The 25,794-nt window shown below is 42.8% G+C and carries 23 protein-coding genes and 1 CRISPR repeat array; of the genes, 17 read left to right on the top strand and 6 right to left on the bottom strand.

What is annotated here, in order from left to right; genetic code table 11:
* Together V7L20_RS19195 and V7L20_RS19190 are read left to right on the top strand one after the other, a co-directional pair.
* Positions 1-222: hypothetical protein (locus V7L20_RS19195; protein WP_334745611.1), on the top strand; the 222-nt coding region annotated here is incomplete at its 5' end.
* Positions 223-376: 154 nt separating this feature from the next.
* Positions 377-739, top strand: a complete 363-nt coding sequence (locus V7L20_RS19190; protein WP_334745610.1) for a hypothetical protein — start codon at positions 377-379, stop codon at positions 737-739.
* Between the two features lie 150 nt (positions 740-889).
* On the opposite strand, the gene V7L20_RS19185 is transcribed toward V7L20_RS19190, so the two are convergent.
* Positions 890-2,119, bottom strand: a complete 1,230-nt coding sequence (locus V7L20_RS19185; protein WP_334745609.1) for a TetR family transcriptional regulator — start codon at positions 2,117-2,119, stop codon at positions 890-892.
* A gap of 172 nt (positions 2,120-2,291) precedes the next feature.
* On the opposite strand from V7L20_RS19185, the gene V7L20_RS19180 reads away from it, so the two are divergent.
* Positions 2,292-3,173, top strand: coding sequence for an acyl-CoA desaturase (locus tag V7L20_RS19180; protein ID WP_334745608.1), 882 nt, complete (start codon positions 2,292-2,294; stop codon positions 3,171-3,173).
* Positions 3,174-3,534: 361 nt separating this feature from the next.
* On the opposite strand, the gene V7L20_RS19175 is transcribed toward V7L20_RS19180, so the two are convergent.
* From V7L20_RS19175 to V7L20_RS19165, 3 genes are all read right to left on the bottom strand, one after another.
* Positions 3,535-3,780 carry an aldo/keto reductase gene (locus V7L20_RS19175; RefSeq protein ID WP_334745616.1) on the bottom strand — a complete coding sequence of 82 codons (246 nt, stop codon included), beginning with the start codon at positions 3,778-3,780 and terminating at the stop codon, positions 3,535-3,537.
* Complete coding sequence (locus V7L20_RS19170) at positions 3,776-4,669, bottom strand: SDR family NAD(P)-dependent oxidoreductase (protein ID WP_334745607.1); 894 nt, start codon at positions 4,667-4,669, stop codon at positions 3,776-3,778. The genes V7L20_RS19175 and V7L20_RS19170 overlap by 5 nt, the downstream gene beginning before the upstream one ends.
* A gap of 91 nt (positions 4,670-4,760) precedes the next feature.
* Positions 4,761-5,720, bottom strand: coding sequence for an AraC family transcriptional regulator (locus V7L20_RS19165; RefSeq protein ID WP_334745606.1), 960 nt, complete (start codon positions 5,718-5,720; stop codon positions 4,761-4,763).
* A gap of 271 nt (positions 5,721-5,991) precedes the next feature.
* On the opposite strand from V7L20_RS19165, the gene V7L20_RS19160 reads away from it, so the two are divergent.
* The 7 genes from V7L20_RS19160 (at position 5,992) to V7L20_RS19130 (ending at position 13,415) form a co-directional block, all read left to right on the top strand.
* Complete coding sequence (locus tag V7L20_RS19160; protein WP_334745605.1) at positions 5,992-7,503, top strand: TonB-dependent receptor plug domain-containing protein; 1,512 nt, start codon at positions 5,992-5,994, stop codon at positions 7,501-7,503.
* Complete coding sequence (locus V7L20_RS19155) at positions 7,475-8,686, top strand: TonB-dependent siderophore receptor (RefSeq protein WP_334745604.1); 1,212 nt, start codon at positions 7,475-7,477, stop codon at positions 8,684-8,686. Before V7L20_RS19160 ends, V7L20_RS19155 begins: the two co-directional genes overlap by 29 nt.
* Before the next feature lie 22 nt (positions 8,687-8,708).
* Positions 8,709-9,539 (top strand): class I SAM-dependent methyltransferase, encoded by an 831-nt coding sequence (locus V7L20_RS19150; protein WP_334745603.1) that lies wholly within the window; start codon positions 8,709-8,711, stop codon positions 9,537-9,539.
* 77 nt (positions 9,540-9,616) lie between these two features.
* Positions 9,617-10,354, top strand: coding sequence for a hypothetical protein (locus V7L20_RS19145; RefSeq protein WP_334745602.1), 738 nt, complete (start codon positions 9,617-9,619; stop codon positions 10,352-10,354).
* Between the two features lie 17 nt (positions 10,355-10,371).
* Positions 10,372-11,019 (top strand): O-methyltransferase, encoded by a 648-nt coding sequence (locus tag V7L20_RS19140; protein ID WP_334745601.1) that lies wholly within the window; start codon positions 10,372-10,374, stop codon positions 11,017-11,019.
* 627 nt (positions 11,020-11,646) lie between these two features.
* Positions 11,647-12,702: a tRNA dihydrouridine synthase DusB gene (gene dusB / locus V7L20_RS19135; protein WP_334745600.1), complete on the top strand. Its 1,056-nt coding sequence runs from the start codon at positions 11,647-11,649 to the stop codon at positions 12,700-12,702.
* A 158-nt stretch (positions 12,703-12,860) separates the two neighbouring features.
* Positions 12,861-13,415, top strand: a complete 555-nt coding sequence (locus tag V7L20_RS19130; protein WP_334745599.1) for a Uma2 family endonuclease — start codon at positions 12,861-12,863, stop codon at positions 13,413-13,415.
* 76 nt (positions 13,416-13,491) lie between these two features.
* A CRISPR array of direct repeats spans positions 13,492-13,818; the repeat unit is 37 nt; unit sequence GTTTCAATCCCTAATAGGGATTTTAGTTAATTGCAAT.
* A gap of 300 nt (positions 13,819-14,118) precedes the next feature.
* Here the strand turns inward: V7L20_RS19130 and ald are convergent.
* A complete protein-coding gene (gene ald, locus V7L20_RS19125) occupies positions 14,119-15,210 on the bottom strand; it encodes an alanine dehydrogenase (protein WP_334745598.1) in 1,092 nt (363 codons plus the stop codon).
* A 578-nt stretch (positions 15,211-15,788) separates the two neighbouring features.
* Between ald and V7L20_RS19120 the strand changes: the two genes are divergently transcribed.
* From V7L20_RS19120 to V7L20_RS19095, 6 genes are all read left to right on the top strand, one after another.
* Entirely contained in the window at positions 15,789-15,959 is a 171-nt protein-coding gene (locus V7L20_RS19120) for a chlorophyll a/b-binding protein (RefSeq protein ID WP_094331136.1), read from the top strand.
* A gap of 469 nt (positions 15,960-16,428) precedes the next feature.
* Complete coding sequence (locus V7L20_RS19115) at positions 16,429-16,725, top strand: hypothetical protein (protein WP_334745615.1); 297 nt, start codon at positions 16,429-16,431, stop codon at positions 16,723-16,725.
* A 76-nt stretch (positions 16,726-16,801) separates the two neighbouring features.
* Positions 16,802-17,914 (top strand): WD40 repeat domain-containing protein, encoded by a 1,113-nt coding sequence (locus tag V7L20_RS19110; RefSeq protein ID WP_334745597.1) that lies wholly within the window; start codon positions 16,802-16,804, stop codon positions 17,912-17,914.
* 747 nt (positions 17,915-18,661) lie between these two features.
* On the top strand, positions 18,662-19,714 hold the full coding sequence (locus V7L20_RS19105; RefSeq protein ID WP_334745596.1) for a permease: 1,053 nt from the start codon (positions 18,662-18,664) through the stop codon (positions 19,712-19,714).
* 221 nt (positions 19,715-19,935) lie between these two features.
* Positions 19,936-20,709, top strand: a complete 774-nt coding sequence (locus V7L20_RS19100) for a TIGR03943 family putative permease subunit (RefSeq protein WP_334745595.1) — start codon at positions 19,936-19,938, stop codon at positions 20,707-20,709.
* A 152-nt stretch (positions 20,710-20,861) separates the two neighbouring features.
* Positions 20,862-22,361 (top strand): Ig-like domain-containing protein, encoded by a 1,500-nt coding sequence (locus V7L20_RS19095; protein WP_334745594.1) that lies wholly within the window; start codon positions 20,862-20,864, stop codon positions 22,359-22,361.
* Positions 22,362-22,422: 61 nt separating this feature from the next.
* Here the strand turns inward: V7L20_RS19095 and V7L20_RS19090 are convergent, their stop codons facing one another.
* Positions 22,423-23,481, bottom strand: a complete 1,059-nt coding sequence (locus tag V7L20_RS19090; protein WP_334745593.1) for a threonine aldolase family protein — start codon at positions 23,479-23,481, stop codon at positions 22,423-22,425.
* 697 nt (positions 23,482-24,178) lie between these two features.
* On the opposite strand from V7L20_RS19090, the gene V7L20_RS19085 reads away from it, so the two are divergent.
* Positions 24,179-25,729 carry a hypothetical protein gene (locus V7L20_RS19085; protein WP_334745614.1) on the top strand — a complete coding sequence of 517 codons (1,551 nt, stop codon included), beginning with the start codon at positions 24,179-24,181 and terminating at the stop codon, positions 25,727-25,729.
* The last annotated feature ends 65 nt before the right edge of the window (positions 25,730-25,794 follow it).

Here is a 25,794-nt window from a genome sequence, read left to right as displayed (position 1 = left end):
GTACCTCAACACAACTTTGAAGTACCTCAACACAACTTTGAAGTACCTCAACACAACTTTGAAGTACCTCAACACAACTTTGAAGTACCTCAACACAACTTTGAAGTACCTCAACATAACTTTGAAGTACCTCAACACAACTTTGAAGTACCTCAACACAACTTTGAAGTACCTCAACATGACTTTGAGGTATCTGTTGCTTATTTAATGTTACTTTTTTGACAATTTAAATAAATGCCTCAGTACAATCCACTAAAAATATAATGGTCGATCTTAATTTGCTTTAATTTTTCCGAATTATTTCTCAGAGAAGTTTATTGTTGCATTGGCTAGAGTACATGCAGTAATCCTATAACTTCCTTCAGGAGCGCATTTTATGGCACGACTAAAACGCAGTTCACCCACTCTAGAAAAGGCTCTCCGTCGAATTGCAGGAATGCGATCGATTAGCCCGACGCTAGAATTTGGCAACGGATTAAATTTGACAAACTACGACAGCCACATCCAAAACTTGCAAACCCAGCTATCAACCTACAACACTTTACTCTCTAGCATAGATGAAATGGCAGGTCGCCTCTCTCTAATTGAAGAAGAATTGGGCGGCTATTCTGAAAAGATGTTAATGAGTGTGGGAACGCATTATGGCAAAGACAGTTTGCAATATGTCCAGGCGGGAGGCAAGTCACGCAAGAAATTATCACGCCGTTCGAGCAACACCCAATCCTCATCTGAGAGTTAAATTAAATCAGTCAAAAGAGGCAAGGGAGCAGGGGGCAGGGGGACTCGGGGCCCCCACGTTAGCGAAGCGGGGCGAAGCCCAGTGGGGATTGGGGGAGAGGGGGCAGGGGGCAGGGATGGAATATTTTTTTAATTGGAAGTCCCCCACTCCCTATCCTGGCTTATGATCCAAACGAGTCGCTTGCTCTAGGGCGGCTTTTTCTTTGGCTCGGCGGGCATAGGATTGTAATTGGGTGCGATCGCAAGCTGTGAAAATACTCAGGTTTTCTAAGGTAATCCCCCGCATTAACATTTCTACGCGCCAGGTTTGTTGTGCTTGGACGATCACTGGTGTTTGTCCTTGGGGAGTTAATAGCCCTTCACTCCATACTTGCCAACGTGTCTCAAGCTCTGATTCTGAGATGGGTGTACCTGTTTCATTCAGAAACATCGCTGTTTGAGCATCTTTACGACTTTTCAGCCATTTGATTAAGGGATTATTGGTAAAAGAACCGTAGCGTTTGCCCAAAATCCACTGATTCACAGGGACTTGACGGACAAATCCGGGGATTGTGATTTGCAGGAAGTGCCCTTGAGTATCGTAGATTTGGTGCGATCGCTCCAAGCTAATTATTTCTGTGGCGGATAACCCAGCCCCAAATAATACGTAAGCCAAGGCATAATCTCGTACTCCAAATTTTTTAGACTGTTGCAGAATTTCGTGAACTAAACTAGCTGGCAAATCAGCTACTTCTGTGGTGGTGAACCCGCCTTGTAAGGAATTTATTGCTGATTCTGCTGAGGGTGACATGGCTCCATGTAAAAACAACTCCACCAAATTTTCGAGAAAATCATTCCGATCCTCCCAAAGTTCGTGAAATTCGCTGGTGAACTCAATTACTGCATATCCCAAAATCATCCCGTTGAGCAAACTTGCTAATTTTTCTGCGGGTAAATAGGTATTTAGGTGTCCTTGCTGGATTACAGTAGCTAAATACTGAGCTACATAACGGTTTGCTTCAGTTACTCCCCTACCTAGTGCGCGGCGATTTTCTGCCGGGAATTGGTCGGCTTCACCCACCACAGATCGGACAAACTCTGGTACTTGTTCTAATGCATGTAAGCTATCACTTGCATAATCTTTAAGAGCTTGGTAGACATTGCCAGGAGGCGTTGCCCGCCGCACCAGCGACTCACCTAAATCCTTGAAGGCTGCGGACTCTTCCAGCACAGCTAAAAGCAGTCCATGCTTATTGCCAAAATTCCGAAATAGAGTCACTTCGTTGACTTCGGCTTTTTCAGCAATTTGGCGGGTTGTGGTAGCGCTGACTCCGTGAGCAGAAAACAACTCAAGTGCAGCTTGAATCAGGCGTTGACGAGTTGAAAGGAGTTGAGATGACATAGAAAAATGCAAGTGGCACTTGCACGGATATCAGAGTTCTGCTAGCATAACAAATGTAAGTGATACTTGCTTTACTTTACTGTAACGAACTAGTATACAGGGCGGGTAAATCTCTGTGGGATTATGCCCAAGAAAAAGCAAATCGCTTTATCATCCATCAACAGGAATTTTTATGACCGCAAATTTTGGGGCGTTCGCCAAAGGCGTTGGCAAAGCCATCGCTCCTGAGAGAGGCAACTCACCTCAACTCAGTTGGACAAATGTAGTATTTTTTGCTGCATTTCATGCTTTAGCACTTCTGGCTCCTTGGTTTTTCTCCTGGCCAGCATTAGGTTTGCTAGTGTTTCTGCACTGGTTATTCGGGAGCATTGGTATTTGTTTGGGATATCACCGACTACTGAGCCATCGGAGTTTCCAGGTTCCCAAGTGGTTAGAGTATGCGATCGCCCTCATTGGAGCGCTGGCTTTGCAAGGGGGGCCAATTTTTTGGGTAGGTGGACACCGCCAGCATCACGCCCACACAGAAGATATCAATTTAGACCCCTACTCTGCCCAAAGAGGCTTTTGGTGGAGCCATATCCTGTGGATTTTCTACCCGCGCCCAGAATTTTTCGACTATGAAACCTATAAAAAATATGCCCCTGACCTAGCAAGACAACCCTATTATTGTTGGCTGGATCGCTACTTCTTGCTGTTACAAATACCCTTCGGGCTGCTGCTTTATGCTTTAGGGGGATGGCCTTTTGTATTCTACGGAGTGTTTGTCAGGTGTGTATTGCTTTGGCACTCAACCTGGTTTGTGAACTCCGCATCACATCTGTGGGGTTATCGCACCTTTGATGCCAATGATGGCGCTCGTAATCTTTGGTGGGTATCCCTTGTCACATACGGAGAAGGATGGCACAACAACCATCATACTTATCCCCACATGGCAAAATCTGGGTTTTCTTGGTGGGAAATTGATGTTACTTGGTGGAGCATCCTAGTTTTGCAGACTTTGGGTTTAGCTAAAAAGGTTGTCTCGCGTCCTCCTCAAGGTGCAACTCACGGCTAAATTGCAACTGAATCATTATGAATTTGCCAAGCCGACTGCTGATTTGCCGTCGGCTTACTAATTTTTATCAGTAGTATTTCACGGTGAAATCGCAACGGGCAAATCCCAATAATACATCATGAGTGAACCATAAAAGTGAAATCTTGCTGTCTGTCATCTCTCTTTGTAAATAAAATTTGACAATTGTAGCGAAGCAAAACGTTCGCTGAAAGCGTTCTTGAAGAGTAGCAATCACAAGGTTTTAGGATTACTTCACTTCGTTTGCAATGACATAAATAATTTTGCATAACCACTTATGTCCTGCTTTATCAATAATTATTCTGATTAAATCAAGAGAGGATTTCTAAATAAGTGATGATATTTAATAAACAACTGAACAGCTATATTGTTTTACCGAAAGTAAGAGATTGATGTTAGTAAAGCGATCGCCATAGTTTAGTAGGCTTCGATGATAATGCGATCGCACTGCTTTTCTTGTGGTTATACCGTTTGTATATGAGTCTGCCGTGTCAATAAAGTTGCCGCCTGCATCAACGTAGGTATTAAATATTTGGTGTACGGTGGTTTCATCGCTTCCCCAATCCCATTCAGTGCCACTTTTGCTAATCTAAGATTCCGCTGGTGACATCGACCAGCGAACCATGAAATGCCGAAGCTTCATCAGATACTAAAAACATCACAGCCCGTGCCATTTCTTCGACCGTGTTGGTGCGCCCGATGGGAATTGCCTTTGAGCCTTGCTCAAATGTCTGTCCACGCTGTTCACGCGCTCGACGCAACATCGGTGTATCAACACCACCAGGCGAGATTGAAGTAATCCGAATATTGTCTTTAGCATATTCCAATGCTGCAACTTTGGTTAGTCCAACAACAGCGTGCTTACTGACACTGTAAGGGCCAATTTCTGTATATCCCTTGTGTCCTGAAACGGAAGCCATGTTGACGATGCAGCCCGCACCCTGCTTGAGCATTTGTGCAATCTCATACTTCAACGAAAGGAATTCACCTACAGCGTTTGTCTGTAGAGTGTCGAGAAAGTCTGCTGTGGGCTGCTCATGCAGTCTGGCAAACTTCGGGTTGAGAATGCCAGCATTATTGAAGGCAATATCCAACCTGCCATATTTGCTCACACAAGCTTCAACTAATGCCTTGACCTCTTGTTCTCGTCGGACATCAGCTCGCATATATGTGGCTTCACCGCCAAAAGCCTTAATTTTGGCTTCGACCTGTTTGCCCAAATTCTCGCGCCGACCACAGAAGAATACCTTTGCGCCTTCGCGGGCAAATGCATAAGCAGTACCTTCGCCGATACCAGAGGTTGCGCCTGTGATCAACACTACCTTCTGTGCAAATTTTCCATTCGAGTGAGTTGTCGTTTCTGGTGCAGGCGGAATCTGAGTGTTGGCGTTTGCTTTACTAGAAGTAAACACACCTACCAGACTTGCTGCACCCACAGCTCCCAAAGCCAAAATTCGACGACGCATGTTGTCTGTCATCGCTGCTTTCCTTTACTGTTGTCTCAAGTTTGTTCATCCACTTGAAATCAAAGTAACAAGCAGCCGCGTTTGAGAAATTGTAAATTCTTGCTCAGTTTGCATCTGCAAAGTTATCCGAAGTGCTAATCGCTTTAGCAAATGCTTTAGGGGAAACGCCCACTAGTTGCTTGAAGGCTTTAGTAAAGTGCGCCTGATCATAAAAGCCTACTTGAAAGCCAATGTCAGTTAAGGTTGGATTACCTGAAATTTCAATCAGCCTCTTTGCCCGCTCCACGCGATTTTGCAGCACATATTGATGGGGAGTCAGTCCGATCGACTGTTTGAACAAGCGAGCAAAGTGATAGGCACTCAGATTCGCTTGGGCTGCCAGATCAACTAAATTCAGTTCACCTGTAAGATGGTCGTGAATAAAGTCAAGTACCTGCCTCAGTTGCACCGATGACAGTTTGCCGCGCGGTCGAGTCAGATTGACCGTGCGATCACTATACTGTTCGAGCAGGTGCAACGCAAAAGCTAGTCCCATTGATTCGCTATAAAGTACACCACCGTATCCTGACTCCAACTCCCGGCTCATCCGGGTTGCAAACTGAGCAATCACCGGATCAAATCCACCCCTCTGCTGCTGAAAAGCAATTTTATCAGGGGCTTTAGTATCGTGAAAAATCTGGTTGACAAACTCTGGATCAAGGGCGATCGCTAGAATTTCTAAAGGGTTGTGCCAGCGAGGGGTATTGATTTCGCCATGACTTTGCAAGCAGAAATCTCCCACCTGCAATCGCGTCTGCCGCCATTTATTGCCCTCTTTCCATTCAAAAATTGTGGGTGCGCCGATATGCACCATCAAGCGATGTCCCTCGATATAATGTTGGGGAAATTCAGTCGATGGAATGCGATGAAACTCGACCATAATACCCCGCCAACCTGCGCTAGCACTAGAATATAGCACTGTCCCCTCTGGAGCAGAGGGAAAGAGTCTACCTGTGCGGTAGTCAATCAAGCAAATTTGGCTACTGGACATCGCAACTGGGCAGTTTGGCACTTTGTTGATCATACAACTTGATCGTTATACGCCTAACTGTCTTTGTGTGGATGAATTATATGAAAATTCCATTGCATCAAGGCCATATCATCATGCAGTTGTTGGGATAGAGCATTAAGGAATTTCTGAAAATTCTCACCGTATTCTATAGTTTTATGCTCCCTCATATAAAATTGGCATGAGGGATAGATGTAATCACGTGATCGCCATAGTTTGGTAGGCTTCGTTAATAATGCGATCGCACTTAAATTAAGAGTTAAATACTGGAGTGTGAGGAATAATTGTGAGAATTAAGCGGTTGTCGTCTAATGTTGTATTGTCGTTAGTGATGAGTTTCTTGCCATTGTTGATGGCACAATCTGTATGCGTGATCGAGCAGAAGAATAACCAAGCAATGCAGGGTGGGCAAAATTCAAACCCCACTACAACAAAAATTAAGCAATTGAGCGAGATTTCATACCCAATTAGGAATGTCAAACAGTTGCTCTCTCAATCGTCAACCCCAGAAACAGCGCCTACCAATGAAATTGTGCAAGTGACAGGAGTCAAGGCAAATCCTACCTCTAATAAGGGCGTGGAGATTATTTTACAGACTTCCATTGGTCAACAGTTGCAAGTGGTAAACCGCAGTACTGGCAATAGCTTTATCACCGATATTCCCAATGCTCAACTGCGCCTTCCATCAAGCGAAGCATTTACATTCCGTTCGGATAAGCCAATTGCTGGCCTTAGTGAGATAACAGTAGTAAATCTGGATGCCAATACTATCCGAGTAACAGTAACGGGTGAGGTGGGTTTACCTATTGTTGAGTTGTTTGATAGCGATGAAGGTTTGATTTTCGGGTTAACACCAGTTACATCTTCAGCACAGACGCCACAGCAACCGCCAGCACCACAACAGCCAGGAACTCAAACCAAGCCAGAGCAACCACTTAACTCACAAACTGATGAACCTATTGAATTGGTGGTGACGGGAGAGCAAGACGAGTATCGTGTACCAAATGCCTCTACTGCCACTGGAACTGATACCCCGATCCGGGATATTCCATTCTCAATTCAGGTAGTTCCTCAAGAAATAATTCGAGATCAGCAAGTCACACGCACAGAAGAAGCGCTCCGCAATGTCAGTGGTGTCACTTACCAAGGAAGTGCAAGCAACAGGGCTGGTGCGGATTTCAGCATTCGAGGCTTTACTGATGCCGCGATTCTGCACGATGGATTTAGACGCTATGGCGTTGTTCAAGCGCCTTTAGAAGTAGCGAATTTGGAGCGGATTGAAGTTCTCAAGGGGCCGGCATCCATCTTGTATGGTGCGATTGAACCCGGAGGATTGATTAATGCGGTGTCTAAGCAGCCTTTGTCCCAGCCGTTTTACGAAACAGAATTACAAGTGGGAAGCCGGGGTTTGGTTCGACCCCGCTTTGACTTTTCTGGCCCTTTAAGTGCTGATGGTAAAGTACTCTACCGCCTGAATGGGTTGTATCAGAGATTGGACAGCTTTAGCAACTTTGATCAGGAAGATCGGCGAATTTTTATTGCGCCGACACTTGCTTGGAAAATAGACGATCGCACCGATTTAGGAATTTCGCTGGAATATCTCGACAATAATCGCCCTGCTGATTTTGATCTGCCAGCTATTGGCAACAGGATTGTTAATGTTCCACGTGATCGCATTGCCACCGAACCTAGTGATGCGGTGACAAATGAATATCTAAATGTTGGCTATAACTTGGAACATCGCTTCAGTCGGAATTGGAAATTCCGCAATGAATGCTTTTCGCTATTCCTCCTATGACTACGATTTCAACGTTGTTGCCCTTCCCCTTTCTTTTGAAGAGGCAACAGGTACGGTAAATCGCTTCTTTGCCCAGCAAGAAGGGCAGGACGATAACTATACCCTGCAAGCCAACGTCGTGGGTGAGTTTGCTACGGGTTCTATCAATCACACTCTTTTATTCGGTGCAGACTACATTCATAGTGCTACAAACGTTTTCACAGTGTTTGATTTTACTCCCCAACCGTTGAATCTTTTCAATCCGGTTTACGGAGTGGCTAAACCCAGCGAGGATACATTACCGCCTTTTGGCGGCACTGATACAACATCCAATCGCTGGGGATTCTATGTGCAAGATCAGATTTCGCTGTTTGAGAATTTAAAGCTTTTAGCAGGCATCCGCTACGACACTATAGAATCAAAAACAGTCAACCTGCCGGGGCAGGTGACACAACCGGGTGAGACGACTCAAAATGATGATGCTTTTACTCCGCGTGTGGGGATTCTTTACCAACCGAGCAAAGCTGTATCTTTGTACGCCAGTTACTCAGAATCCTTCACCCCCAATACGACAAATACAGAAACAGGTCAACTCCTGGAACCGGAACGGGGTAAGGGGTATGAGTTTGGCGTCAAAACCGAGTTTCTAGACGGTAAACTGTTTGCCACGTTGGCATATTTTGACATTACCAAACAAAATGTGCCGGTCACAGATCCCAACTTCCCCCTTGCATCTATCGCATCTGGAGAACAGCGCAGTCGTGGGGTTGAGTTTGATGTCGCAGGAGAAATATTGCCGGGATGGAAGATCATCGCTAACTACGCCTACATTGATGCTGAAGTCACTGCTGATACCAATCCCGAATTGGTTGGCAATAGGTTATATGGTGTTCCCAAAAATAGTGCCAGTGTGTGGACAACTTATGAAATTCAGCGCGGTAATTTACAGGGTTTAGGGGTGGGAGTTGGATTTAATTATGTTGGTGAAAGACAGGGAAATTTAGCTAATAGCTATCAGGTAAATGGTTATTTCATTACCAATGCAGCAGTTTTTTATCGGCGTTATAATTGGCAATTTGGCCTTAACTTCAAAAATCTTACTGATGTCAATTACATCGAAAGTAGTGTAGGGAATCTGCGAAGCGGAGGTAACAATTTTGGTGAACCATTCACAGTGATTGGCTCGGTTTCGGTGCAGTTTTAACCCCACGGAACCATTTATTAATATGACTCAAATTAAGACAAAACTTACAGGTGTTCCGCGTACTATGCTGATGACTACCCGCGCGCGGGTGGATGAACATCAACGCGAGGTTGGTGCGTTGTTTCGCGATCCCAAAGTGTTTGAATGGTGGCAAGCGATCGCTTGGGACACCGCTCTTGATCGCTTTTATCAACCGCTTTCTCAACTCAGTTGGGCAGTACGGGCAAATGCGTTCGATCAAGTTGCTCGGCGACACATTGCCAGCTATGCTGATGCCGTTGTAGTCGAACTTGGCGCTGGATTATCGACCCGTTATTACCGAGTTGGGCGAGGCTGCAAATGCTGGATTGATCTAGATTTGCCTGAAGTAACAAATCTGCGTCGTCAGTTGGATAGTGAAACACAACAGCATCGTTTCATCAGTCGTTCTGCCTTAGATTTTGGCTGGATGGACGAGTTATCAAATTGCCCATCCGAGCATCTATTAATTATTGCCGAAGGATTGCTCATGTACTTTACTGTTGAGCAAGTCCAGCAATTAATTAATCAATTACGTCAACGGTTTCCTAACGCCATATTCATGTTTGATGTCGTGGGAGGTGCGAGTAAAGGAAAAGTCGCTAAATGGTTGGCAGAACTAAACGCGCCAATGCAGTGGTTTGTTAAAAATGAACACGATCTCGATGGAATGGGATTAGCGATCGCCCAGGTGGTTTCATTAGTGCAGGAAAATTATCGTTATCCCCATCGACTTAATGCCCTGCGATGGATTCCTTGGATTGCCAAACTGCCCTACTTTCGCAATGCAGGTTTGATTATTGAAACCAAAGTTTTAGCCCTGTCATTAGGCTGATGTGTATATAATCCTTCACCATCATTGATGCTGCTCAAACATTTTATTAGTTGTTAATCATTAACCAGATAATTACAATGAAACCATTTTTATTCAGTGCTTTGTTAATTACCAGTAGTGCGATCGCCGTTGCTTGTCAATCAACACCTCAACCACCTATAGCGAATCAATCCACTGCAAGTCAAATCTCCGCAACTGAGATAGAGAATCAGGAAAAAGCTGGTTTCAACTCAGAAATTTATCTGCTGGCAAATCCCGATGTTGTCAAATTAATTCAAGCAGGAAAATTCAAATCTGCCTTAGATCACTATGAAAAAGTAGGGCAGTATGGCAAAAATCCCCAAGGAGAAGCGATTGAAGGATACTTCACAGGCACTAGTGGCAATGATACAGTGACTGGCTTTGGTCAATCTCCTGACCTGACTGGTGTAAACTTTCAAATTGTATCAAATAAGAAAGGTCAGTTTCCCATACGTCCGAAAACTTTGGGCGTTGGTGAGGTCGATACTTTAATTGCAACTAAAGGTTCAAGGAATGAATTTCTGTTGGGTAGCTTCATTACTGTTGCTAACCCCAAAGCTGAACCGTTTTATGTTGGTAAAGGAGATGCTGATTATGCTCGAATTCAAAATTTCACCAAGTCTCAGGATAGAATTTCCTTGGCAGGGCAACCACAACAATACAAGTTTGAGACTGTAAAAGGAAACTTTCGCATTTTAACTGCTAGCGGTGATTTAATTGCGATCGTTGAGGGTGTAGACAAGCTTGAAGCAGGTAAAGTATTCAAGAAATACGGAGTATTTACCTTAAAATAATCTAATTATTGATAACTATGAGCAAATTATCCAAACCAAGCGCACTCAACGACGCGAAAGTTAAAACTGTTTTAAATCGATTGCACGCAGAAGCTAATAAGCAATTTCCTGGATTAATTCTCCACTACTTGCCAAAGCTTCCAGGCTTATTTTTGGGTAAGGGCATTAAGTGGGATCGGACAAAAACTGAATATTACAACGATAAATACATTCCCATTGAACCAGACCAAGGAGAATTCTTGTATTTAATAGCCCGTGCAATTAATGCCAAAACTATTGTTGAGTTTGGTACTTCATTTGGAATTTCTACAATTTATCTAGCAACTGCTGTAAAAGACAATGGTGGCGGCATTGTTCTTGGTACCGAAATTGTGCATGAGAAAGTCGTGCAAGCCAGAAAAAATATTGCCGAAGCTGGACTAGAAACCTATGTGAATATTCAAGAAGGCGATGCTTTAAAAACACTAAAAACCTTTAATCAAACAGTTGATTTGGTATTGATCGATGGTTGGACGCACTTAGCCTTGGATGTATTAAAAATTCTCGATCCGTTGATCCGACCAGGTGGAATTGTTGTTTCTGATAATGTCAAAACCTTTAAGGAGCCGCTCAAAGATTATACGGTTCGGTTAACAAAGTTATCTATTGAGGCGAGCACTTCTTGAGCAGGGAGAGAAGAGAAGTAGGGGAAGAGAAATTGCTTAATAAGTAGTTATATTAATTCTGTATGAAGATGCGCTAAACCATGTTTAAGGATAAGAAAGAAAAACGTAGACGCTGCATTGGCTTGCCGCAGGCTACTACAAAGGACGCATAGACACGAAACGAAGTGGCTTCCCGTAGGATATGGACACAAAGAAAGAATGGAGTTAAAAGGATTTGGTGCAGCCTTACAAAGAAATAGTATTAGACAAAATTATTTACAGTGATTGCAAGGGAAGCTATGCCGTTGGCGCAGCCTCTCGTAGAGAAGGCTTTACGCTCCATTCGCAATGATGTTGTGTAATTAATTCTGTCCAACTACTTAACTCTCTTTCCTCAAGAGCTTATCCAAACTGTATTGAGAGAGGAAGGCATGGTAAAAAGGACGCATGAAAGCTAAATTAGAAGCTATATCTTAATTATTGGTGTTGGGGTTAACAGCCAAACAAATCGTGCAGGCGTTGGATTTAGAGTTGAATAAGTTCGGTAAGCTGCAAAAATAGCCTCTAAGTCAAGATACATCAACGAAAATAAACAATATCTTTAAATATCCTAGCTATCTTTGGTTCCTACAATTTTTAATTTTTTCTATGATTTCGCTCTCTCCCGTTCTCCAAGCTAGACTCTCTCAACCCTTAAAAATTGGCTCATTTGAGGTAAAAAGTCGGGTTCTCCAGTCACCTCTATCTGGGGTGACGGATCTGGTATTTCGCCGTCTTGTGCGTCGCTATGCGCCAGATTCGATGATGTATACCGAAATGGTGAATGCTACGGGTTTGCATTATGTCAAGCAGTTACCCAAAATCATGGAGGTAGACCCAAATGAACGCCCAATTAGCGTTCAACTATTTGATTGTCGTCCAGATTTCCTGGCAGAAGCAGCAATAAAAGCAGTTACAGAAGGTGCTGATACTGTTGATATTAATATGGGTTGCCCGGTAAATAAAATCACTAAAAATGGTGGCGGTTCTTCGTTGTTGCGACAACCGGAAGTAGCAGAGGCAATTGTGCGGGAAGTGGTGAAAGCTGTTGATGTACCTGTGACAGTAAAAACCCGTATTGGCTGGAATGATAACGAAATTACTATTCTCGACTTTGCCAAGCGCATGGAAGATGCCGGGGCGAAAATGATCACAGTCCACGGACGCACCCGCGCCCAAGGGTACAACGGTAATGCCCGTTGGGAATGGATTACCCGTGTAAAAGAAGTGCTTTCTATCCCTGTGATTGGGAATGGAGATATTTTTTCTGTTGAAGCAGCAGTGAAATGTTTAGAGCAAACTGGCGCTGATGGTGTGATGTGTTCCCGTGGAACTTTAGGTTATCCATTTTTGGTGGGAGAAATCGATCACTTCCTAAAAACTGGGGAGATATTACCACCACCTACCCCAATTGGGCGTTTGGAATGTGCAAGAGATCATTTACAAGCCTTGTGGGAATATAAAGGCGATCGCGGTGTGCGTCAAGCCCGTAAGCACATGACTTGGTATGCTAAAGGTTTCGTTGGTGCTGCTGAACTCCGAGGACAGCTAAGTTTAGTTGAAAGAGTAGATCAAGGTTTGGCAATGATTGACCAAGCAATTGAAAAATTGGCTAATGGTTATGAATTAGAAGAAGAAGCACAAAGTAGTTTAGTAATGCTTTAAAAAGTTGATTTTACTACTAGCTTGGGGTAATATTGTTGATTACTAAAAGTGAGGCGATCGCTTCGATACTACTATTTCAGTTAGGGTTTAAATCTTCTTATCTAAGTTTCCCTAATTTTGATTTTTGAATGTTTAACAAGCCAAAATGGAGGCTCACAATGTTAGTTTCCAAATACAATGATGTTGTAACTGTCCCCGAAATTCTCTCATTAAAAGACTTCATGGCAAATCCTCCAGAGGGTATGGAGTGGGTAGATGAGCAACTAGTAGAAAAAACAGGGATGACATTAAAACATAGCGAAACTCAATTAAATATTGGTTTTTACTGGAGAAGTTACATTAACTCCAATCAACAAGGCGGGAAAGTTTACACTGAAGTACCTTGTCGTACATATAAACAGGGTCGTCGTCCTGATGTAGCTTATCTAACGCCTGAGTTGGTAACTGAGTTTGGTGATGTTCCCACTTTGCCACAGAGTTTCCCTTTGATTGCTGAGATAGTTTCACCCACCGATTTAGCTGAAGAATTATTTCTTAAAGCACAGGAGTATTTGCAGTCAGGTTGTAAGGAAGTTTGGCTACTATTTCCTGAAAGTCGGTTAGTTTTGGTAATGACTGATAATCAGATTTGCGGGTTTAAAGCTGGTGATGTTGTTAGCACTCAAAAAGTATTACTGGGTTTTAGTGTAGCTGTAGACGAATTGTTGGGTTGAAAAGGCGATCCATTTAATACATATTTTAGTTAATTGCAATTGCAGTGGATTGTCCTCACGCTCAGAAAGTTTTTTCGTTTCAATCCCTAATAGGGATTTTAGTTAATTGCAATCTAAAATTCGCGAAATTGGCACAGATGAAGGAAGGTATGTTTCAATCCCTAATAGGGATTTTAGTTAATTGCAATCGGTAATCCCTCACTGGTCACAACTCGCTCACCGGTTTCAATCCCTAATAGGGATTTTAGTTAATTGCAATCCCTTACCCTCCAGATGCGCTCTCCAGTTACTCTTTGTTTCAATCCCTAATAGGGATTTTAGTTAATTGCAATTCTAGGCAGGTACTTATTTCCCAAACTGATTATGGTTTCAATCCCTAATAGGGATTTTAGTTAATTGCAATCGCTGGCTTCTGAAAGCGCTGCTGTATTTGGTTTTCAAGGTTCAGTTGCGCGAATGAACGAATCATAACACAGGGAATAGTGATATTACAAGATGCAAAACGCTGAAAACCAGTCTCCATAAGGTGCGCGGATGGGTTGAAAGTACCATTGCCCTCAAAGTCTTGTATAGATGGAGCGTACAGCTTCTTTACCCCTTCTCATTTTGTACACCTACCCATCCGCGCATTTGGCAAGAAAATTAGTTTAGTTACCGAGAGCTATCACTATTAAAATAAGCGATCGCCTAACACTTGCATACCTTAATTCACTAAATCAGGGAATACCTGTTGCACAGCAGGATGAACTAAGCGATGATTCTGCACATTCACACCCTTAGCCAATGCTGGGTTAACTTCCAATGCCATAATTCCCAAATTCGCCAACTGGACAACATAAGGTAATGTACTATTATTGAGTGCTTGGGTTGCTGTCCAAGGTACTGCTCCTGGCATATTGGGAACGCCATAATGCACCACGCCCTCTTCAACGTATACCGGGTTTGTGTGAGATGTGGCGTGTAAAGTTTCTATACAACCACCTTGGTCAACGGCTACATCAACTATTACAGAACCAGGATGCATTTGTCTGACCAACTCGCGGGATACTAGTGTTGGTGCCCTCCGTCCCAATACTAAAACTGCACCGATGAGCAAATCGGCTTCAATGACTGCGGCTTCAATATGGGCTGAGTTGCTGTAAAGCAATTCAACTCTAGAGCCAAAGAGGGTTTCTAGGTAAGATAAGCGCTCGACACTCACATCTAAAATCTGCACGATCGCACCCAAGCCTACAGCAATTTTAGCTGCTTCTGTGCCAACTACACCGCCACCTAAAATTACTACTTTACCTGGTTTGACTCCGGGTACACCGCCTAAAAGAACTCCTCTACCACCTTGTTGACGTTCTAAGAATCTAGCCCCAAATTGTACTGCTAGCCGACCGGCAATAATGCTCATGGGGGTGAGCAAGGGTAGTCTATTAACACCAGGTTGTTCTACAGTTTCGTAGGCGATCGCAGTTGTGCCACAATCAATTAAATGCTCTGTCAATTTGCGATCGGCTGCTAAATGTAAATAAGTAAATAATATCTGCCCTTTCTGCAAAAATTTATACTCAGATGTTAGAGGCTCTTTGACCTTAACAACTAATTCCCGATTCCAAGCCGTCTCTGATGTAGGGACAATTTCAGCTCCAGCACTTCTGTAGTCGTCATCTGAAAATCCAGCACCATTACCTGCTTGCGTCTCGACAAAGATACTATGACCATTTTCTTGAAGTACCCGCACGCTAGAAGGACTTAAACCTACCCGAAATTCTTGATCTTTATTTTCCTTGGGAACACCTATTTCCATATATCGCCTCTGATAATTTTTTTGTTTAACTGTAGCCTGCGAATTTCAAGCTTTCTACTTTCGGATTACGACTGGTCTATTACAGATAGCTGTATTAGAGATAATTAATCTGTGTCCTAAGTTTCTCAATTTAATTTGAGTAGCCGCAAACTCTTACCCTTGACTATTGCCCCAGTATTTATACAATATATAAAGAATAGTAACAATTTATTAAAAGTGTGATTGTATAGCTCCCTACTAGAAAGCATTTGCTGAATTTATCAAGTCATCTTGACATTCAAGCACTGCAATCAGCTTTTAAGCTACCCTAACTTTTCACGTTATCTGGAAAATCCCAAGAATAATCAACCCTTAACTCCCTTCTCGATGGCGAACGGGAAAATTCAAAGTATCTCTCCTTTTAGGAGAAAGATTTAGAGAGAGGTTTTCCTGCGTGAAAAGTCAGATAAACTACCAAGTGTAGGGTAAGAGTTAAAGGTAAAAGAACAACTCCATTCTTTTAACCTTTGCCGCTTATCTTCGACAACTGCTGCGAAGCTAATATCAAGTCCCGTTTGCCGAAAAAAGGTTTTTTAAAAATGACACAAACACAACCAACGATTACACCTAAATTAGAGGAGCCTAAGTTTGGCTTTAATGAATATGCTGAACGCTTAAATGGTCGAGCTGCAATGATTGGCTTCGCTTTGCTGCTGGTGATTGAATACGTCACCAATCAAGGGGTGCTATCATGGCTGGGTCTGAAGTAATGCGATTAACAAGCACAAGGTAGGAGTTGTAAACTAGTAATTAAAAGTATTTCAACCAGCTGGAACAACCAGTTGGTTTTGACTTTAACAATTGATAGCCAAATACTTTACCTTAGATACTTTAAATTAGACTTATTCGTAAATTCTTGCCCTAGAATGTAAGCAAGAGAGGAATCGAACTATTTATTAGTGATACAAATATTATAGACTTGCAACTACTACGGTAGGGCAAAAATCCATCCAGCTACTATGTCAATTAACAAGATTTGACAAGGAGTAAAATCCCGTAGTTAAAGGTAGGCAAAGTTCCCCCATTGTCTACTAATATATACAAGGCGATATGAAGTCCACTTCCTCCCCTACTAAAAAAAATCTAATTACTAGCTGCCTTGGATGAGAAAGGCAAATTATGGGTGAGGTATTCTTAGTAAATATACACAAAAGGTGAACTGGAACCAACCAAGCTGTGATGAATGCTGTATTACCTCGTTTTTTGAAGTCAACCTACCGAAAAGAGCCACTAATCAGTGTATTGATGACGATGGGCGCTATGGATGCCCTGATTGGCGGATTGAATGATAGCTGGTCGTTGTTCGCTTTTGGTTTGGGAACAACAGGGATAGCGCTGGCTTTTAAGTTGTGGCGTTTTCAGCAACGTCGTCCTCTACCAGAGGAACCTGTAGTGCAACATTATTTGCCCTCTCGTTCTTCTAGTAGTGCGCCTTTACCAATGTTAAGCGTTTCTAAGAAAAAACCACCTCTGTAGGAAGTGCAGAATTATTACTGAAATAACTCTGCAAAATTGATTGGAGTCACCGTATCTATAAAAGTGAGGAAAAAGAGTGAGTAGTGAGGGAAGAGGTGGGGGTAATTTTCTACGCCCGTATATTATCCTGGCGTTTATAACAGCTGCTGCCCTTCCAGTAGCTACCTGGCAAGGGTTTCATATTCATGAAGCTTATGCTGCCATTGAGGTAACGCCAAACTCCCAAACTACCAACAGCTTTGCTAATGCCCAACTACTTCACACACTCATAGGACATAACGGAACTGTTAAATCTCTCGCTTTCAGTCCAGATAGCAAAGTTCTTGTCAGTGGAGGTGCAGAAAACGAGGGTGTAATTCGCCTGTGGAACCCAGCAAATGGCAAAAAATTGGCGAATATTAACAAAGCACATCAAACAGCCGTAGAATCTTTAGTGATTTCACCAGATGGGCAAACCCTCGCTAGCTGTAGTGATGATAATACGATTAACCTCTGGAACCTGAAAAATTTTAAATTTACCCGCTCTTTTGTCGGACATACCAGTAACGTATTATCTTTAGTGGTGTCTCCTGATAGTAAAGTTCTCATTAGTGGAGCTTTAGATGGGATTCGGATATGGGATTTGCTACAGCAGCGCCCACTTGGTATTCTAGTACGTTTTGATAATCTGATTTATACCCTAGCCCTTAGTCCTAATGGGCAGACCTTAGCTAGTGGTGACAATAAGGGTGTAATCAAGCTGTGGAATTTGAGTACTGGTAAATTAATCAGTGAATTTGTCGCTCATGATAATGTTGTTAGCAGTGTAAGCTTTACACCAGATGGACAAACATTAGTTAGTGCAAGCCGCGATCGCACGATTAAACTATGGAATATTAATACTGGAGAATTAGTCCGCACCCTCACAGGACATAATAACTGGGTGAATGCAATCGCCATTAATCCCGATGGACAAACTCTTGCTAGTGCAGGTAAAGATGGAATTAAATTGTGGAATTTAACTACAGGTGAGTTAATAAATACACTGAGCGGACATACAGACTGGGTGAGTGCGATCGCTTTTAGTCCTGATGGTAAAATTCTTGCCAGTGGTGGATTTGATCGACAAATCAAGATTTGGGGAACTCCACAAAACGTAATTAACAGCGAAAACCAGTTACTCAACCATTTCAAGAAGTCGGGTAATTGAATGATACATGCTAAAAAGTGCGATCGCATCCTAGTAGTATTAAGGTGATAAGGGACTTCCAAATAAAAAAATATCCCATCGTTTTAGAGGCAGGGGGCATACTTCGACTGCGCCCAACTCTACCAGAGGCTACGCCCTTCGACTAAGCTTAGGACAAGCTCAAGACAAGCTCAAGGCAAGTCGCTCAGTGTTAACTTTTGACTTCCGCCTTGCGGTACTAGTGACTACCGTCCAGGTTTCTAGCCTGATAGTGATTTTTAGATTGTTTGCTAAAATTTAATCTTGCATTTTTAGATTTTTTATAGTAAAAAATCAACCAAAGCCCAGATCAAATTTTGCTAAAACCAGCCAAAATCAATCTTGGTTGCAAGCAAGAGTGTTCCTTAATTGTTGAATAATTGTGAATCCTTGATGAAAATCCAGCCGAGCTAATATCTTCTCCAGCAAATTACTGTAAGTATAAGCATAGCTTAATTTAAAATCATCTATGCAGCTACTTGCCCTCTAAAATGGAACAATTATTGAACTGAGACAATCTTATAAATGGTCATCGTCAGTAAATGCACTCAGGTAAATATTGTTATCTTGGCTAAAGCAAAGGTTTATAGCGTTTAAACGCTACTTGAAACGTAGGACAACTTGCTACTCAAATAATGTTTAATTTTCCCGAACTGCTTTTGATCCCCATTTCGATAGAATGACTAGGCAGAACCCTAAAACTAAAAACCGCTTTTGACTGCGACGCCCATGAATGAATTGAACAATGGTTTTACGATATTTTTAAGTCTGCTAGTCGAGGCGATGCCTTTTTTGCTTCTTGGGGTTTTACTCTCCAGTTTGCTGCTGTTTTTTGTTAATGAGCGCAAATTAGTAGAAAAAATGCCCAAAAATCCGTTGTTGGGTGCTTTAGTTGGCAGCATGATCGGCTTTTTATTTCCGGTGTGTGAGTGCGGGAATGTACCTGTAGCGCGGCGGTTCTTAATTCAGGGAGTACCTATGCCAGTCGCAATTGGTTTTTTGCTAGCAGCACCAACAATTAACCCAGTTGTAATTTGGGCAACTTGGACAGCATTTCGAGATCAGCCAGAAATAGTAGTCTTACGAGTCGTATTTTCTTTAGCAATTGCTACAATTATCGGGTTTGTTTTCAGTTTTCAAAAGGACTTAAATCCCATAGTCCAACCTGCGATCGCTCGGTATATGAAGTATAATCCGCCCACACAGCCCCAAACCAAAGGCCGTGGTAAACGTTCCCAAGTACAACAGGAAGCAACAGTACTGAATCTGTTACAGTCTGGGACTTATATCTTAGGAGGAAAAGCAGGTATACCTCTGCGAATAGATGCGAATTTAGTACCGCCTACCTTAATCTCTACCTCCGATAAACCTATTGCAGCTAAACTGCGCCTAGTTGTGGATAATAGCATCCAAGAATTGCGAGAATTAGGCGGAGTGATGATTTTAGGAAGTGCGATCGCTGCTGCTATTCAAGTGCTAGCTCCGCGTGAATTAATTCTCAGTTTGGGTGCTGGCCCGATTACTTCAATTGTGGTCATGCTGATATTAGCTGTAGTGGTGTCAATTTGTTCTACAGTCGATTCTTTTTTTGCACTATCTTTTGCCTCAACCTTTAGCAGTGGTTCATTGTTAGCATTTCTGGTGTTTGGCCCAATGATTGACATCAAAAGTGTTGGTTTGATGTTATCTATTTTTAAACCCAAAACTATCTTTTACTTATTTGCTTTAGCAGCACAATTGACATTTGTATTCACACTTTTTCTGAATTTGCACGTCTTTTAAAAAACTATTTGTCATTAGTCATCTGTCCTTTGTCCTTTGTTTAATAACTAATACTTCGACTCCTTTCGACTACGCTCAAGGCAAGTCGCGGTTCCTGAGCGTAGTCGTAAAGCCTGCGGCATAGCTACGCTTAGGGCGCAGCCTAAGAAGAGAAGGGCAGTACAAGTTACAAGTGACCAATGACTCATGACCAATGACTAATGACCAATGACTCATGACCAATGACTAACAAAAATTCCAAATCTAAAATTCCTAATCTGTTACTCCCTTGGCTGGATGCTTTAGCAATTACAGCTTGGGGCATTTTGATGTTGAGATATTGGCTAACTAACAAGCTGAACCTGTTAATTCACCCAAATTACATTTGGTTGGCGATCGTGACTGGTATTAGCTTCATTATTATAGGTTTATTTAAGATGCAGGAACTTTGGCAACGGCGTCGCCGTGATGTTATGCCAAATACTCAGCATATTAGTTTATTTCCCCCTGGTTGGGGCAGTAGTTTGTTGTTGACTACAGCGATTCTAGGTTTTCTCATTACACCGCAAGTTTTTGCTAGTGACAAAGCACTTCAAAGGGGTGTGACAGCTGATTTATTGGGAAGCACACGCGTCAAACCCCAAGCCTTTCGAGCTACTGTTCGTCCAGAGGAGCGATCGCTTGTAGACTGGGTACGCACTGTTAATGTCTATCCAGAACCAGATACATATACAGGGCAAAAAGTCAAGGTAGAGGGATTTGTCATCCACCCGCCAGATATAGGAAAAGAATATTTGTTTTTAGCGCGATTTGTCTTAACTTGCTGTGCAGCAGATGCTTACCCTGTGGGATTACCCGTCAAACTCCCAAACAATCAAGAAACTTATTCCCCTGACACATGGCTGGAAGTAGAAGGACAAATGGTAACAGAAAATTTGGCAGGTAAACGCCAACTTACCATTGCCGCTACCTCTCTCAAAAAGATTCCTCAACCACAGAATCCTTATAGTTATTAGTCATTAGTCATTAGTCATTTGTTTATGCCCCATGTCCAATACTTCGACTCCTTTCGACTTCTCTACGAGACGCTATGCGAACGCTCAAGGCAAGTCGCAGTTCGACTGCGCTCACCGTAAACTCAGTACAAGTGCCCCATGCTCAATAACCAATGACAAAATCTAAAGCATTTATCCAACCACTAGATCGCATCGCGATCGCACTAATGCTACTGCTGAGTGTGCTGATTGGGTTAATCATATTACAAGGTGATATGGTAACTGCTCGTGTCCGGGAATTCACTTGGCAAAATCAACAAATTGGAGCAGAAGATAACTCCTTCACCCTCACCTTCAGCCGCCCAATGGAAGTTAAAAGCGTAGAGGATAACTTGAAAATCGAGCCACCCCTAGCAGGTAAATTCAGTTGGGCTGGGCGGCGGATGGTTTATACACTGGTAACTCCAGCACCCTATGGCACAAATTATAAAGTGCAGTTACAGGGAGCTAAAGATAAATTTGCAAAGGAAGAAGGCAAAAATCGGGTGATACAGCCCTTTGTTGGTAGCTTTCGCACACGTGATCGCGTCATCCTTTACATAGGAACCGATAAAGAAGAACAGGGACGATTAGTTCTTTACAACTTAAGCCAAGAGCAAAAAAGGCTACTTACCCCTCAAGACTTGATAGTAATAGACTTTGAGTGCTTTCCTGATGGAGGGAAAATTTTATTTTCGGCTCGCGCGGCTAAGAACCAAGACTTACTTTCAGCCCAACTTTACACAGTGACAACAGGCGTTCCTGGTAAATCTAGGCAAGAAGTAGAACCAGCAGGCAAAGTTGACTTAGTTTTAGATAGTAAAGATTATCAAAACCTGAAATTTGACTTATCACCTGATGGGCAAACTATTGTGATTCAACGAGGCAATAAAACTAATCCCGGCGACTTTGGACTATGGTTTATGCCAGCAACCAGTGACGGTTCAGCAGAAAAACCTACCCCTAAACGTCTGCAAAGCCAACCTGGGGGAGACTTTATGATCACACCAGATAGTCAAGCCGTAGCAGTTGCTCAAGGACAAGGAGCAGCCATCCTACCACTGCAAGGTGATGCCAGGAAACCCTTAGATTTTCTGCCACAGTTTGGTTTGGTACAAGCTTTTTCTAAAGATGGCTCTCAAGCAGCGATGGTAAAGTTTAATACAGATTACACGCGAGATTTGTTTTTAGTGACAAACCAAGGTGTGCAGAAACAACTATTAAAAACTACAGGCTCAATTCTTAGCTGCCAATTTGATATTGCCTCACCCACGCTCTATTGCTTGCTGACACAGCTAGTATCTAAGGAACAATACATAGAACAGCCTTATGTAGTGGCAATTGATCTGAAAACCGGGCGACAGAAACCACTGCTAGTACTGCCTCCCGCTCAACGGAATGTGCAAATGAGTTTATCATCTGACGGTTTGGGCTTGTTATTTGACCAAGTAGTACCGCAGACAAATCCCCCAGCATCATTACCCACAAATACTTTGAAAACTGATGATGGAGATGTTATTGCTACTAGTAGTCTGTGGTTAATGCCTCTGTTGCCCATCGCTGATGCTGCGACTGTTGAAATTAGACCAGAACAACTCCCCTTAGCTGGATTTCATCCGCGATGGCTACCTTGAAATAGAGGCAAGGGAGCAAGGGAGATAAAACAGAATAGTTAAGAATTTTAGTAAGGGAATGCTACTCCATTATCTTGTGCGACGATGATTTTGCAATTTTGGAAATAGCATCAAGTGCAAAATCGAGATCAGCCCGCGAAACATCTAAATGAGTGACTGCCCGAATAAAATGACCAACGGCTCCCATTTTCACACCATGCTGCTGTAACAGAGTCAGAAACATGGTTTTGTCGAGTCCTAGTCTTGAAACATCAAAGAAAACAATGTTTGTCTCAGGTTTGGGATCTTGAACTGTAATTCCTTCGATTTCACTCAGTCGTTGAGCCAGATAAGTTGCGTTGTCGTGGTCTTCTTGTAGACGTTCAACATGATGGTCAAGCGCATAGAGACAACCTGCTGCAATAATGCCAGCTTGACGCATTGCGCCACCAAAAATGTGTTTATATCGACGTGCTTGTGCGATGAACTCCCGTGTACCTGCAAGAACAGCACCGATTGGTGCGCCCAGTCCTTTAGTAAAGTCAATCCAGACAGAATCAACACAGGCAGCAAAATCCTGGGCTGTAGTTTGAGATGCAACAACTGCATTTAAAAGTCGTGCCCCGTCCATGTGGGTAGCTAAACCTTTTTGACGGGAGAACTCGCAAACCTCACTTAGTTCATTCAGCCGCCAAACCGAACCCCCTCCAAAATTGTGGGTTTGCTCAACACATAATAAGCGAGGAATTGCAGAGTAAAGGTAAGGAGCAGTCGCAACTCTTTCAAGTGATTGAGCCAGAGCATCGACTGTAAAAATTCCTCGATCGCTGGCAATCGGTTCCATCAGCACACCAGAAGTCATCGCTGCACCCCCCGATTCAGCTCGAATAATATGTGCCATTTGTTCTACTAGCACCACATCAGCAGGGCGAGTATGGGTCTTGATTGCTACAAAGTTGCAAATGGTTCCACAGGCAAAGAAAAGAGCGGCTTCTTTGCCTAGTAAATCTGCAACCCGTTCTAGCAATTGGTTAACGGTCGGATCTTCTCCTTTTTGCTCATCTCCAACTTCAGCAGTGGCGATCGCTTGTCGCATCGCCTGTGTCGGCTTTGTTTCAGTATCGCTTGTCAGCAGAATCATCAGCACTCCTAGAGCAGGTATATATAGCGATCGCCCAAAATAACAGAAGAGTAATTAAGTACTTTACATATTGACTATCATGTTAATCGTAAGCTTGTTAAGCTAAAAGTCTTACTCTACCTCGTTCACAGGCTTTGCCTCCTGGATTAACGGCAGGTACCTCCTACAAGAGATTACAAAGCTCTGCCTTTTAACTAGAGGTAACTCACAGTTGATTGTCTTTGCCAATACGTAAGTACTATAAAATTAGTATCTGATAATAAATACTTGTACTAACATCTATCCTAAGTAATAAAAAACTCAGCAGAAAAAAGTATTGAAGAATACATTTTTAATTTAGATATTAAGGGGGATGCGATTATAGACAATAATTTATGTAGTGAGGCAGTTTTTCTACAGAGAAAAACTTCATCAGCCAATACAGTTTAGTTTTTAAGCATCGGGTTTCTCTTCTCTGCCGCCTATCCCCAAAGGCGGCTTGAATTCCCCTTCCGTCTCTTCTTGACGGGTAAGAGTATCGTAGTGTTATAACGGCATCAGTCTAAATACAAAATGGGGAACACCAATTGATGATTAATTGCTGGTGCTTGGAGAGAGTTAAACTTAGCTTCGAGAGCAAACCCTGATTAGACACAGTTAATAAGCAATGCTAATGCCAGCACTGCTGAATATTTTTAAGCAGGTGAGTCAAGTAGTGATGAATGAAGCTAACACCTCAAACAAGGGGGTTGTCATGGAATCCCTAAATTCTGCTAATTCGCCACAATCAAAGGAGGCGAGTTGTCCCTTTTACTCAGTTGTGCCTAATGACAACATGACAGTCAGCAAACTGCCATTCCTTATGCCAGCTGAAGATACACAATTTTCAAAAGATACCACCCAGGAAGACTGGGTTGCAGAGCCTGAAAGCGGCAAACAAGCACTTATTGACTCGGAATTTCAGAACCTGCTGGCATTGAACGAAGAATTGCGTGCGGCTAACAATAACTTGTATGAACAAGTGGAGCAGTTAAAAGACAACCTAGCTGAGTCAGAAAAAGTTTTGCAGTGGCAGAAAACGCGTTCTAGCGTTAGTGAGTCGATGCTCAACCAACACGCAAAAGAACTGGCTGCGGCTCAAGAACAAATAAAATCCCTATTTCAACAATTAGAAACTGCTGTACAAACTGTTCAACGCCAGGAAATTCTCAGCGAAAGTTATAAAGCACAGCTACAAATCAGCCAACAACGCCTTGCCCAGCTAGAGCGAGAATGTACCTTGTTACACACTAACAGCAGCGAACAGTCTCAGCAGTTATTGCAATCAGAAACTGTTTGTCGGGAGTTGCGTACCAGACTGATGCGACAACAACGCCAGACGCTGCAATTTAAAGCAGCTTTGGAAAAATGTCTAGATACATCAGTTCCTAACTATGACTCCCTAGAAGATGCTGCTAAACATCCCAAAGATATAACTAGTGGACAAGGGAGATTCTCTAGAAAAGCTCGATCTTTGTTTCCTAACGCCCAACCAATTCAACCTTGGTCAGCAGAACCAGAATCCTTGACTGATGATCTAGATAATTCTTGGGGCGAACCGTCAGCACCAATCCCATTCCAAAGAAATGAACCGACTCCGACGCCATCATCTTCTTGGAACTGGTCAGTTAAGCAAGATTCGTCAACACCAGCAGAATCGGACCCTCCTCCAAAAATTGATGATTCCCCAGAGACACCGCAAGCTGTTTCAACTTCAGAATCATCAAATTTAGATCAGCAATTAGATAGTCTTATCCAAATGTTTTTCACCTCCCAGCCTGCATCTGGATCGCCACCACCTGCGGTGAAAACGAATGTAGATAGTAATCAGGGTGATGCACCTATTTGGGAGACTTTGGCAACAATCCTAGAAGACGATGAGGAATTAGAGAATCCACAAGAAGAGCAGTTGGAAGCAGAAATTAATTCTCCTACAACTACCTCCACTTCTTGGACAATAAATTCTGTAGTCTCACCAGTCAATAACTTACCAGTCTCTTCTAGTTCACCTCACACTGAGACGCAGCCTGAAGGGATTGAAGATTACTGGTCAGAAGTTTCACAATTGACACAGTTGGAATTGTCGGCAACTGATTTGCCTCCAGAGTTATTAGGTGATAACACCAATGATACAAGTTCACCTTCACCAGTGGTTTATCCCCAGCGTCCACCCAAGGGGCGTAAGTCATTGGCATCTGTGGAACTACCAAATTTTCGCCCCAAGAGTTAGGAGAGACGCGATTAATCGCGTCTGTACAGGAGTTAGGAGTCAAGTTATTAATGACTAATGCCCAA

It is taken from the genome of Nostoc sp. (genome assembly GCF_036916735.1).
Lineage (GTDB): Bacteria > Cyanobacteriota > Cyanobacteriia > Cyanobacteriales > Nostocaceae > Nostoc.
This window is presented reverse-complemented; position numbering and strand designations above follow the sequence as displayed.

Coding starts and splice junctions, on each gene's coding strand:
- V7L20_RS19120 (WP_094331136.1), top strand. CDS start 15,789: ATGACACAAACACAACCAACGATTACACCTAAATTAGAGGAGCCTAAG.
- V7L20_RS19090 (WP_334745593.1), bottom strand. CDS start 23,481: ATGATTCTGCTGACAAGCGATACTGAAACAAAGCCGACACAGGCGATG.
- V7L20_RS19170 (WP_334745607.1), bottom strand. CDS start 4,669: ATGACAGACAACATGCGTCGTCGAATTTTGGCTTTGGGAGCTGTGGGT.
- V7L20_RS19190 (WP_334745610.1), top strand. CDS start 377: ATGGCACGACTAAAACGCAGTTCACCCACTCTAGAAAAGGCTCTCCGT.
- V7L20_RS19185 (WP_334745609.1), bottom strand. CDS start 2,119: ATGTCATCTCAACTCCTTTCAACTCGTCAACGCCTGATTCAAGCTGCA.
- V7L20_RS19180 (WP_334745608.1), top strand. CDS start 2,292: ATGACCGCAAATTTTGGGGCGTTCGCCAAAGGCGTTGGCAAAGCCATC.
- V7L20_RS19105 (WP_334745596.1), top strand. CDS start 18,662: ATGAATGAATTGAACAATGGTTTTACGATATTTTTAAGTCTGCTAGTC.
- V7L20_RS19150 (WP_334745603.1), top strand. CDS start 8,709: ATGACTCAAATTAAGACAAAACTTACAGGTGTTCCGCGTACTATGCTG.
- V7L20_RS19140 (WP_334745601.1), top strand. CDS start 10,372: ATGAGCAAATTATCCAAACCAAGCGCACTCAACGACGCGAAAGTTAAA.
- dusB (WP_334745600.1), top strand. CDS start 11,647: ATGATTTCGCTCTCTCCCGTTCTCCAAGCTAGACTCTCTCAACCCTTA.
- V7L20_RS19145 (WP_334745602.1), top strand. CDS start 9,617: ATGAAACCATTTTTATTCAGTGCTTTGTTAATTACCAGTAGTGCGATC.
- V7L20_RS19095 (WP_334745594.1), top strand. CDS start 20,862: ATGACAAAATCTAAAGCATTTATCCAACCACTAGATCGCATCGCGATC.
- V7L20_RS19165 (WP_334745606.1), bottom strand. CDS start 5,720: ATGATCAACAAAGTGCCAAACTGCCCAGTTGCGATGTCCAGTAGCCAA.
- ald (WP_334745598.1), bottom strand. CDS start 15,210: ATGGAAATAGGTGTTCCCAAGGAAAATAAAGATCAAGAATTTCGGGTA.
- V7L20_RS19155 (WP_334745604.1), top strand. CDS start 7,475: ATGAATGCTTTTCGCTATTCCTCCTATGACTACGATTTCAACGTTGTT.
- V7L20_RS19115 (WP_334745615.1), top strand. CDS start 16,429: ATGAATGCTGTATTACCTCGTTTTTTGAAGTCAACCTACCGAAAAGAG.
- V7L20_RS19100 (WP_334745595.1), top strand. CDS start 19,936: ATGACTAACAAAAATTCCAAATCTAAAATTCCTAATCTGTTACTCCCT.
- V7L20_RS19085 (WP_334745614.1), top strand. CDS start 24,179: ATGAATGAAGCTAACACCTCAAACAAGGGGGTTGTCATGGAATCCCTA.
- V7L20_RS19130 (WP_334745599.1), top strand. CDS start 12,861: ATGTTAGTTTCCAAATACAATGATGTTGTAACTGTCCCCGAAATTCTC.